Origin of the sequence: Siminovitchia fortis (assembly GCF_007681465.1) — a bacterium.
Classification (GTDB): domain Bacteria; phylum Bacillota; class Bacilli; order Bacillales; family Bacillaceae_C; genus Siminovitchia; species Siminovitchia fortis.
The window spans coordinates 80,393-91,650 of record NZ_VEKZ01000008.1 but is presented as its reverse complement, the minus strand read 5'-3'; the positions used below and the strand labels follow the sequence as shown (position 1 = coordinate 91,650).

Genomic DNA, 11,258 nt, shown 5'->3' with positions numbered 1-11,258 from the left:
TTTCTATTGAAGTGGTTCAATTTTCAAGTGCGATTGTGGTTCATTTTTAGATTACCATATACAGATGAAATGACGATGAAGGATATTCTTCTGACAATGAATAAGGAAGATTTAAATGTCCCACAGGCAATTAAGAAGGAAATAGATCAAATTGAACCAGTCGTTCAAGCTGTCATTCGATCTTTTCAAGCGGGGGGGCGATTGTTTTATATAGGTGCAGGAACGAGCGGCCGGCTTGGAATTTTAGATGCGGTTGAATGTGTTCCGACATTTGGGGTTTCACCAGAAATGGTGCAAGGTTTTATTGCCGGTGGAATGGAAGCGCTAACATTGGCGATTGAAGGTGCGGAAGATAATGCGGATCTTGGGATTGAAGACTTGAAATCAGCTTCACTGACAGAAAAGGATACGGTTATTGGAATTTCGGCCAGCGGGAGAACGCCTTACGTCATCGGGGCATTGCGTTATGCAAGTGAAATAGGAGCAACGACTGCGGCGATTTCTTGCAACAAGAATGCCGAAATGAGCAAATATGCCCAACTGGCAATCGAAATTGAAACAGGCCCGGAAGTGTTAACGGGCTCAACCCGTCTGAAAGCGGGTACAGCGCAAAAACTAGTGCTAAATATGATTTCAACTGCTTCGATGATTGGAATCGGCAAGGTATACCAAAATTTGATGGTCGATGTTCAGGCGACAAATGTAAAACTGGCCGAGCGCTCAAAAAGAATCATTATGGAAGCTGCCCAAGTCGATTATGAGACTGCGGAAAGATATTACGAAAAAGCCGAACATCATGTAAAAACAGCGATCGTTATGATTTTGCTTCAATGTTCCTTGGAAGAGGCCAGAAAGAAGCTGCAATCAGCAGACGGATTTGTCCGTAAAGCGTTATAAATGACGGAATGGGGGATCAAAATGAAGAAAGAGCAGAGAATAGCAAATGACATTCTGGACAATGTAGGCGGAAAAGAAAATATTCAACGGCTTGCCCATTGTATGACGCGATTACGTTTATCTTTGAAGGACGACAGCAAAGCAAATATTGCTGCTTTAAAGAAAACAGATGGGGTGATGGGGGTCGTCCACGATGGTACGCTGCAAATTGTTGTCGGTCCCGGAATTGTTAACAAAATCGCTGCTGAAATAAGCAAGGAAACGGGGCTGGCGGTAGGAGAAGAAGCGCAGCCAGATGAAGGAGATTTAACTTTTAGCGAGAAAGCCGCCCTAGAACGGGAAAAGATAAAGCAGAAAAATAAAACGCCTTTTAAGCTTTTCCTTCGCAGAATCGGAAATATCTTCATTCCGCTCATTCCGGGGCTTGTTGCATCAGGAATCATTAATGGGTTGGCTAACTTTGCGAAAAATGCAGATTACGGAGTAGATTCCACATGGATGCAAATACTGCTTTTACTTGGAAGCGGAATATTTACGTATCTTGCTATTTTAGTAGGCTGGAATACAGCGAAAGAATTTGGAGGCACTCCTGTATTAGGAGCCATTGCCGGAGCAATTTTATTTAATCCGATGCTTGCGGAAATTACGATTTACGGTGAACCACTCGTCGTCGGACGCGGCGGTCTCTTTGGAGTAATCTTTGCAGCCTGGCTTATGACATTCGTTGAAAAAAGAGTTCGTACAGTAATGCCAAGCTCGGTCGATATTATTTTTACTCCTCTTATTACCTTATTGGCGGTAGGATTTTTCTCGCTTTATGCAGTTGTTCCTGTTGCCGGGGTATTATCAGATGGAATTACGTCAGGAATTAATTGGGTGCTCGATATTGGCGGGGTTGTTGCTGGTGCTTTGCTCGCAGGATTCTTCCTTCCGCTCGTTATGGTTGGGCTCCATCATGGATTGACACCGATTCATTTGGAGCTTATTGAAAAATTTGGCATGACTCCTTTATTTCCAATCCTTGCGATGGCAGGAGCCGGGCAAGTTGGTGCCGCGATTGCTATTTTTGTAAAAACGAAAAATCAACGCTTGCGCAACATTATTAAAGGGGGACTCCCGGTCGGACTTCTCGGAATTGGCGAGCCGCTCCTTTACGGGGTCACACTCCCGCTCGGTCGTCCATTCATTACCGCATGCCTTGGTGCTGCCTTTGGCGGAGCATTCCAGGCAGTCATGAAAACGGCAGCCCTGGGAATTGGTGTGTCTGGACTCTCATTGATACCGCTTATTGCAGATAACAAGTATTTCATTTATTTTTTTGGGCTGATCATTTCTTATTTATTCGGTTTTCTATTCACATACTTGTTTGGCTTTAAAGAAGAGATGGCGGATAATATTTAAAAGATGGGAAGGGGGAATTCTTCCCCCTTTCATAATTGGGAGGCATAATCCATGCTCGGGATTTCAGTTTATTTAGGGAATAATCCGGTTCATGAGTTGGAACCATAAAATTCAAACCCCGGGTTTAACTGGAATCATGCGGAAGGATTATTGGAGTGGGGGAGTAACATAGGGGATTGCGGAAATAATTGTTTGAACTTTTTGCATATTACAAAAGCAATGCAACTAAAGCCCTTCCACTTTACGATATACGGTGACAGGCATCGTCGTCCACAATAAAATCGCAATTTTAATTTAATGGAATTTGGAGAGATTTTGCAAGGCTTGCAGCGGATGCAATAAAGGAATTTTTATTAAAAAGGAGCAATGTCAATGTTACGAAAGGTTATGATCGTGCCGGCTCTTATTGCAGCTTTGCTTGTTTCGCCTCTTATGACGGGTGTTGTCGAAGCAATAACAGAAAAGGGGATAAAGGATTTGGTCATACTTCAAAATGTGCCTGAAGTAGACGCGGAAACGGGAAGCGGTGCATTTCAACTTAAAGCTCTTCATGTATATGCCGAAGGCCATTTTATGTTAGCCTCAAAAAACTTGCAGTGGAGTTCCTCGAACAAAACCGTCGCTTCAGTAGATGAGAATGGCCATGTGACAGCGAATGGAAAACCAGGCCGGACATTTATCCATGTTTCCGACGGGACGTATTCAGATCGTATAGCCATTGATGTAAAACCAGATCCGGCTGCACGGAAAGGGAAAGGAAAACCTCCTGTGAAAGTGATGATTGTAAAAGAAAAAGGCAGCCGTTACAGCGTCATTGACAACGCGATTGCAAGCATGACGATGAAAGAAAAAGTTGGACAAATGCTTATGCCCGATTTTAGAAATTGGAAAGGGAAAAACGTAACTGAAATGCTTCCTGAAATTGAACAGCTCGTAAAAGAATACCATCTTGGCGGCGTCATTCTATTCAGGGAAAATGTTGTCACGACTGAGCAAACAGCCCGGCTTGTTTCAGAGTATCAGGCTGCATCTGAAAAGTATGGACTTTTTGTAACGATTGACCAAGAGGGGGGCGTTGTTACACGACTCCAATCGGGCACGGATATGCCGGGGAATATGGCGCTTGGAGCGACCCGGTCGGAAGAACTTGCCTATAAAGTTGGAAAATCGATTGGGGAAGAATTAACCTCCCTGGGCATTAACGTAAATTTTTCTCCTGTACTCGATGTTAATAATAATCCGGATAATCCTGTCATCGGTGTTCGTTCTTTCGGAGAGGTTCCTGAATTGGTGGCAAAGCTTGGTCTCGCCTATATAAAAGGGATTCAGGGAACAGGAACAGCAGCCACTGCCAAGCATTTCCCCGGGCATGGGGATACTGCTGTCGATTCACATTTAGGTCTTCCGGAAGTGCCATATGATAAAGACAGGCTTAAACAGGTGGAGCTTTATCCTTTCCAAAAGGGAATGGATGCCGGCGTTGATATGATTATGACTGCCCATGTCACTTTTCCGAAAATCGATGGTACGAAGGTCATCTCCCAAAAGGATGGAAAAGAGATTCATCTTCCCGCAACATTATCTTATAAAGTATTAACCGAACTGATGAGGGAGGAAATGGGCTATGAGGGAGTCATTACAACTGATGCCCTGAACATGCAGGCAATTACCGATCATTTCGGATCGGTTGAAGCGGTTATTCGGGCGGTCAATGCAGGAACGGACATTGTTTTGATGCCGGTCGGATTAGAAAGTGCAGCTAATGGATTATATGAAGCCGTCAGATCCGGTGAAATACCAGAAGAGCGTATCGAAGCATCAGTAAAAAGAATTTTGGCTTTGAAACTCAAACGTGGCATTCTTAAAGAGGAAAATCCACAGCCAATAGAGGAGAAAATTGCAACAGCACTTCAAGTTGTAGGGTCCGAAGAGCATAAACAAGTTGAAGGAGAAGCATCTGAAAAATCCGTTACATTAATAAAAAATGAAAATGTACTGCCTTTGGCGCCTGCTGCCGGCGAACTAATTGTTGTCGTCGGAAACTCTTATATTGAAGAACTTTTTAATGCTGTGAAGGAGAAACATAAAAACACACTTTTAATAAAAACGGGCAATCCGCTTACAAAAGCCCAGTTGGATCAGGTAGAAGGCGCAAAAGCTGTCATCGTAGGCACGACTACATCAACCGTTGCACAAAGATTGCCTTCTGATGCTCAAATGCAGATGGTCAACCAGTTAGTTGATGAAGCCAATGCGCCTGTCATTGCAGTTGGAATCCGCAATCCTTATGACATTATGGCCTATCCGAATGTCGATGCCTATTTGGCACAATACAGCTTTAGAACTGCAAGCTTCAAAGCAGCGTCATCTGTCATCTTTGGCGAGATTGCACCGGCCGGAAAATTGCCTGTAACCATTCCTAATTACGCAGGCGGCATTTTGTACGGCTTTGGACATGGTTTAACCTACTAACCGAAAAGGGGAGAGAAATGTGAAAAAATGGATCCTATCCATTTTGACTGCAATGCTGGTCCTGTCGTCATTATCCGTCGTGTTTGCAGATCATGATAAAGGAAACGGGAAGTCTCAGGATAAAGGCAAAAATAAAAATAAGTTTGCCCTTGGCGTAGAGGTGCTGCTAAACGAAAAAAAGGATTTGATTAAAGGTAAAAAAGTGGGGCTAATCACGAATCCGACAGGTGTGGATCAGAACTTAAACAGCATCGTAGACCTATTTTATAACGATCCGGAAGTTACGCTAACGGCCCTTTATGGTCCTGAACACGGCGTGCGCGGAGATGCACAAGCCGGCCAATATGTAGAGTTTTACGTCGATGATGTGACAGGGCTGCCTGTGTACAGCCTGTATGGACAAACACGCAAGCCGACGCCGGAAATGCTTGAAAACGTAGATGTGCTTTTGTTTGATATTCAAGATGTAGGAACCCGTTTCTACACGTATATATATTCGATGGCTCTTGCAATGAAAGCAGCTAAGGAAAATAATATTCCTTTTATTGTGTTGGATAGGCCAAACCCGCTCGGCGGAACGAAAGTGGAAGGACCTGTACTTGACCCGGAATTTGCTTCATTCGTTGGCCAGTATGCCATTCCGCTTCGCCATGGAATGACAGTCGGGGAACTGGCAAAGCTTTTTAATGAGGAATTTGGCATCCATGCTGATTTGACCGTCGTAGAGATGAAAGGTTGGAAACGAAAATCATATTATGACGAAACAGGATTGCCATTCGTGCTTCCTTCCCCGAACATGCCAACACTGGACACAGCACTCGTTTATCCCGGGGCTGCGCTGATTGAAGGTACAAATGTTTCAGAAGGAAGGGGAACAACGAAACCATTCGCATTCATTGGGGCTCCTTTCATTAACAGTACAGAACTCGCAAAGCGGTTAAATGCACTGCATTTGCCGGGAGTAATATTCCGTGCTGCATCATTTACACCGAGTATTTCAAAACATAGCGGGAAACTCTCCCATGGCATCCAAATCCACGTAACAGACCGCGATGCTTACGAGCCTGTTGAATCAGGGTTGCATATTGTCAAGACGATTTATGACTTGTACCCCGACCAAGTAACTTTAACACCGTTCTTCAACAATTTAATTGGAAACGACTGGATTGCCCAAGGCATTAAAGATGGCATGTCCGTTGAGGAAATGAAGTCACGATGGGAAGGGGATTTAAGAGACTTCAAGAAAACAAGAAAAAAGTATTTACTCTATTAAAAGAAAGGCTGCCGAAGCTGGCATATGAGGGGCTTCAGGCAGTCTTTTCTTCTAAAGATCAATAAGTGTTAATTTATTTTTTATGCAAATGTATATAAAATGAGAGTGTACATTGGCCAAGGGAAAGTCTTGTTGATTGAATATCTGTCTGATGTTTACATACAATTCAAGCTACCCTGCAAAATTGGCATGATGATGTATTTACTTTCACCGGCAGCATGCGCTGTTTCTGTTGCTAAACAATATCAATGATAAATAGCAAAAAGCGAGGTGAAGAGGAATGTCATTCTCTATGGGTGGCCTAATGATGCTCTCTGAAATGGTAGAGAAGCTCCCTCCTTCGGAACAAAAAATTGCCAGATTTATTTTGGAGAATCCTCAAGAGGCGGTTTCAATGACAGCAAACGAGCTTGGCAGGAAAAGTAAAACGAGCAGTGCAGCCGTGATCAGGCTATGCAAATCACTTGATCTAAAAGGGTTCCAAGAATTAAAGCTAAGAATTGCCGGCGATTTACAAAAAGAAAAACCTTTGGAATTTCGTGAGGTTGAACCAAACGAATCAAAATACTCTATCATTGAAAAGATGACTTTTAATAGTATTCAAACACTCCGGGAAACAGCCGAGTTAATAAACATAGATGAACTTGCAAAGGTTGTTAATGCGATTCGCAAGGCAAATTCACTTCATTTTTTTGGTGTAGGAGCGTCAAGTATTATTGCGCAAGACGCACAACAAAAATTCCTGCGCATTAATAAGCATGCAACCGCATTTACTGACACTCATATGGCCGCAACAATTGTTGCCAATGCCCAGGAAAATGATGTCGTCTTCGGGATCTCTTTTTCAGGCGAAACATTTGAAGTAGCGAAAATTCTTGAACTGGCAAATAAGCAAGGGGCAAAAACAGTCAGTCTTACTAAATATGGAACTTCACTCGTATCGGAACAAGCTGGTTTCAGACTTTATACATCAGCAACGAGAGAGCCTGCTTTTCGCAGCGGTGCCACATCATCCAGGATCGCCCAGCTTCATGCGATAGATATTCTCTTTATGTGCGTAGCATCAGAGCAGTATGATGAAGTAATGACTTATATTGATGGAACGAGAGAGGCAATCCATACGTTGCGAAAAAGTATTGGATCCGGTAAAAACAATGTGGGCAAATATTAAGAGGCGAGTGCAATAATACTTGTAAATGTGAAGGAATCTTGTGTTTGAATGTAAAGAGGATCGCCGCAAGAGGGGCAATCCTCTTTCCGTGAATATGAATCTCGTCCGCTGCGAATTATACTTGTGTGGAATACTTGGCGGTAATCTTTATATGAATCTTTCATTTTCTTTGATAAACGGCCTTCATATTTTTCCTTGCTAACCTTCAGCCAGAAAATTTTATCCTGCCTCATCAACCAACTGGTATAGACATTTGGTCCACTATGCGATAAAATAATTTTGAAATCGATTTCATTTTTAAATTCAGACATAAAAGGAATGGAACCCATGATCGATAAAAATTCACCTATCCCCATCTACTACCAATTAGAAGCAGAGATTAAGCAATTAATCGAAGGGAAGAAGTTGAAGCCAGGGGATATGATTCCTTCGGAAAGGGAGTATTCGGAAAGGTTTAATATTAGCAGAATGACGGTACGCCAAGCGATTAATAATCTCGTGAAGGATGGCTATCTCGTTCGGCAGCGCGGAAAAGGCACGTTTGTCGCCGAAGAGAAGCTGGAGCAGAAGCTGCAGGGATTAACCAGTTTTACGGAGGATATGCAGGCGAGAGGATTGGTGCCCACTACGAGATTGCTTGAATTTTCATTAATGGATCCACCGGCTGATGTGCGCAATCAGCTGCAATTGGATCGAGGGGAAAATGTTTTCAAAATGGAGCGGGTACGCTTGGCTGATGGCATTCCGATGGCGCTGGAATCTTCATATGTGCCGCAGCAAATACTTGGAGACATCAAAGAAGAGACCGTCAGGCACTCTTTATATCAATATATTGAACATACTTTGCAGCTGGACATTGGCCAGGGGACGCAAGTGTTGGAGGCTTCAGTGGCCCGGAAGCGGGAAAGCGAGATTCTGGAGATTAAAGAAGGCGCGCCGGTACTCTTAATGAAGCGTTACACCCGGCTGAAAAACGGCCAGCCGTTTGAAGTGGTGAAGTCCATTTATCGTGCTGATCGCTATAAATTTATCATAAATATTCATAGATAGGGGAAAAAGTGGCAAGGCCAATCCCACTGGCTGAGCTATTTTAAAAAAAGGAAGAGAGGAGCAATCATATGTTAGCGTTTTTACAACGTATCGGGAAGTCACTGATGCTGCCTGTCGCTGTCTTGCCCGCAGCCGGAATCCTGCTGCGCCTGGGGCAAGATGATTTGCTGGATATTCCCTTTGTCGCTGCTACCGGTGGAGCCATTTTTGATAACCTGCCTTTGATCTTTGCCATCGGAGTGGCGGTTGGTTTTGCCAAGGATAGTCACGGATCAGCAGCTTTGGCGGGAGCCGTTGGGTATTTCGTGTTGACCTATGGGGCAAAAGCAATTAATGAAACGATCGATATGTCTGTGTTGGGTGGAATTATTTCGGGGATTACAGCAGGAATGCTGTACAATCGTTATCACAATGTGAAACTGCCTGATTGGCTCGCGTTTTTTGGCGGAAGGCGCTTTGTCCCCATTCTCACCTCGTGGGTCATGATTGTGTTGGCCTTAATCTTTGGCTTTGTGTGGCCTCCGATTCAAGCCGTCATCGACTCTGTCGGGGAGTGGATTATTGGTGCAGGCGCTTTGGGTGTTGGTGTCTTTGGCATGCTGAACCGTTTGCTGATCCCGGTTGGATTGCACCATGTGATCAATAGTATCGTCTGGTTTATCTTTGGTGAGTATAACGGGAAAACAGGTGACTTGAACCGCTTTTTCGCCGGAGATCCCGACGCGGGAATTTTTATGGCCGGCTTCTTCCCGATTATGATGTTTGCTCTGCCGGCAGCCTGTCTGGCGATGTATTATGCCGCCAGGAAGGAAAAAAGAAAAGCGCTGGCAGGGATGTTTATCAGCTTGGCGTTAACCTCGTTCCTGACTGGGATTACGGAGCCAATTGAATTCGCTTTCATGTTCTTATCTCCATTACTTTACGCTGTTCACGCCATCTTGACGGGGATTGCTGCCGTGGTCGTCTATTCGCTGGGGATTCTTCACGGGTTCACTTTCTCTGCGGGAGCATTCGACTATTTGCTTAACTATGGGATTGCCACCAAGCCGGCACTGCTCATCCCGGTAGGTCTCGTATTTGCGGCGATTTACTTCTTTGTCTTCTACTTCCTGATCAAAAAGCTTAATCTCAAAACCCCGGGCCGGGAAGACGATGGCGAGGAGGGTGTCGATGCCAATCCGGATGAATATGCGGCGAGCGGTATTAAAGAATACGATAAGCTGGCTGTACAGTACCTGGAAGAGCTCGGCGGCAAAGAAAATATTGCCAACATTGACAACTGTGTCACTCGCTTGCGCTTGGAGCTCAAGGATATGAGCAAGGTAAACGAAGCCGAACTAAAAAATCTGGGGGCCAAAGGAGTGCTGAAAGTAGGGCCGACCAGCCTGCAAGTGATCATTGGCACCGATGTGGAATTCCTCGCCAATGCGATGAAACAGAGTAAAAAGGAACCATAAGCTCCCGTAAACGCACACCAAACTCTTGGTATGGAAATCAAGGGTTTGGTCTTGCCTAATATGAAAAGGAGGCTCTTCATGAAAAGATTGCTGGATTGTACAGCCACTGACTTCGCACAAATGGGAGGACGCGCCCTGGTTCAGGCGATCAAAGCTTCAGAAGGCAGGGTTGTGCTGTCAGAAGTAATCGGCGCATTTCAACCGCTCTATCCTCCTGGTGCCAGCAATGCCGAGGTGGCAGCTGCCTTTGGCGCGGATATGGTGCTGCTAAACTTCTTTGACCTGTTTCAGCCGCTGATCCAAGGCATTGAAACGGAGCGGCCGGAGGAAATTGTCACCAGATTAAAACGGCTGATTGGCCGTCCGGTGGGGGTAAACCTGGAGCCTGTCGATCCCTCAGCCAAGGCATTGGAACAATTGGTCACCCTCCCGGAGGGAAGAACACCGACGAAAAAGACGTTGGAAAAAGTCATTAAACTTGGGTTTGATTTTATCTGTCTGACCGGAAATCCTAAAACAGGCGTAACGAAGGAACAGATCACTAGAGCGGTTCGTTTGTCCAGGGAAGTGCTGGGTGCAGACATGTTAATCATTGCGGGCAAAATGCACGGTGCCGGGGTGGCCGGGGAGAGCAGCGAGGATATTTTTTCGCAGAATGCAGTCCAATCATTTATCGAAGCAGGAGCTGATATCATCCTGCTTCCGGCCCCAGGCACAGTGCCGGGGATAACGGCAGCAGCATTACAGGAACAAATCGCCTATATTCACCAACAGGGCGCCTTAGTGATGACAACGATTGGAACCAGTCAGGAAGGGGCAGATGAACAAACCATCCGGCAAATTGCCCTTCACGCCAAAATGGCCGGGGCAGATGTGCATCATCTTGGCGATGCCGGTTATCATGGGGTTGCCGTGCCTGAAAACATTTTTGCCTACTCCATCGCCATCCGGGGAAAAAGGCATACGTTCAGGCGCATGGCAGCTTCACCCTTACGGTAATCAGGCTGTTCAACAAGAAAGGAGTCAGAACATGCTAAAGAACTTGTTTAAAACAAAAAAAGAACTAGAGGTAAAAGCGCCATTGGAAGGAAAGGTGATTCCCCTGGCGGAAGTTCCCGATCCTGTGTTCGCGGAAAAGATGATGGGAGATGGCCTGGCCATTATTCCTGCCGGCGGAAAAGTTGTTTCCCCGGTGGATGGAGAGCTGGTCCAAATTTTTCCTACTAAACATGCCTTGGGATTTCGTACCAGACAGGGGGTTGAACTCCTGCTTCACATCGGCTTGGATACGGTCATGATGAAAGGAGAAGGCTTCCGGGTATATGTAGAGGAAGGGACCAAAGTTGAGGCCGGACAACTGCTGCTTGAGTTTTCACTGGAACTGGTTGAGGAAAAAGCAAAAAGTCCGATCACTCCACTTGTGATCACAAACGGTGAAGCGGTGGAGGAGCTGGAGCTGCACCTTGCTGAGCAAGCTATTCCTGGGGAAACAGTACTTATGAACGTACGGGGAAAATAGGGGACAACGATGAGTCGG

General features: G+C 45.2%; 10 protein-coding genes. 9 read left to right on the top strand and 1 reads right to left on the bottom strand.

Annotated elements, in window-relative coordinates:
- Positions 1-69 precede the first annotated feature (69 nt).
- From murQ to FS666_RS04820, 5 genes are all read left to right on the top strand, one after another.
- Positions 70-897, top strand: coding sequence for an N-acetylmuramic acid 6-phosphate etherase (murQ, locus tag FS666_RS04840; protein WP_144460813.1), 828 nt, complete (start codon positions 70-72; stop codon positions 895-897).
- Positions 898-918: 21 nt separating this feature from the next.
- Complete coding sequence (locus tag FS666_RS04835; protein WP_144460769.1) at positions 919-2,298, top strand: PTS transporter subunit EIIC; 1,380 nt, start codon at positions 919-921, stop codon at positions 2,296-2,298.
- 366 nt (positions 2,299-2,664) lie between these two features.
- Positions 2,665-4,770: a glycoside hydrolase family 3 protein gene (locus FS666_RS04830; RefSeq protein WP_120072903.1), complete on the top strand. Its 2,106-nt coding sequence runs from the start codon at positions 2,665-2,667 to the stop codon at positions 4,768-4,770.
- Positions 4,771-4,789: 19 nt separating this feature from the next.
- Complete coding sequence (locus FS666_RS04825) at positions 4,790-6,043, top strand: exo-beta-N-acetylmuramidase NamZ family protein (protein ID WP_144460770.1); 1,254 nt, start codon at positions 4,790-4,792, stop codon at positions 6,041-6,043.
- A 280-nt stretch (positions 6,044-6,323) separates the two neighbouring features.
- Positions 6,324-7,214 carry a MurR/RpiR family transcriptional regulator gene (locus FS666_RS04820; RefSeq protein WP_186306457.1) on the top strand — a complete coding sequence of 297 codons (891 nt, stop codon included), beginning with the start codon at positions 6,324-6,326 and terminating at the stop codon, positions 7,212-7,214.
- On the opposite strand, the gene FS666_RS04815 is transcribed toward FS666_RS04820, so the two are convergent.
- The gene (locus FS666_RS04815; RefSeq protein WP_120072910.1) at positions 7,211-7,543 is read right to left on the bottom strand and encodes a hypothetical protein; all 333 of its coding nucleotides are present in this window, start codon (positions 7,541-7,543) and stop codon (positions 7,211-7,213) included. The genes FS666_RS04820 and FS666_RS04815 overlap by 4 nt on opposite strands.
- On the opposite strand from FS666_RS04815, the gene FS666_RS04810 reads away from it, so the two are divergent.
- The 4 genes from FS666_RS04810 (at position 7,542) to FS666_RS04795 (ending at position 11,240) form a co-directional block, all read left to right on the top strand.
- The gene (locus FS666_RS04810; protein ID WP_120072913.1) at positions 7,542-8,264 is read left to right on the top strand and encodes a GntR family transcriptional regulator; all 723 of its coding nucleotides are present in this window, start codon (positions 7,542-7,544) and stop codon (positions 8,262-8,264) included. The genes FS666_RS04815 and FS666_RS04810 overlap by 2 nt on opposite strands.
- A gap of 68 nt (positions 8,265-8,332) precedes the next feature.
- Positions 8,333-9,721, top strand: coding sequence for an N-acetylglucosamine-specific PTS transporter subunit IIBC (nagE, locus tag FS666_RS04805; RefSeq protein WP_120072915.1), 1,389 nt, complete (start codon positions 8,333-8,335; stop codon positions 9,719-9,721).
- A 78-nt stretch (positions 9,722-9,799) separates the two neighbouring features.
- Positions 9,800-10,720, top strand: a complete 921-nt coding sequence (locus FS666_RS04800) for a DUF7916 family protein (protein WP_144460771.1) — start codon at positions 9,800-9,802, stop codon at positions 10,718-10,720.
- Between the two features lie 31 nt (positions 10,721-10,751).
- Positions 10,752-11,240: a PTS sugar transporter subunit IIA gene (locus FS666_RS04795; RefSeq protein ID WP_120069901.1), complete on the top strand. Its 489-nt coding sequence runs from the start codon at positions 10,752-10,754 to the stop codon at positions 11,238-11,240.
- The last annotated feature ends 18 nt before the right edge of the window (positions 11,241-11,258 follow it).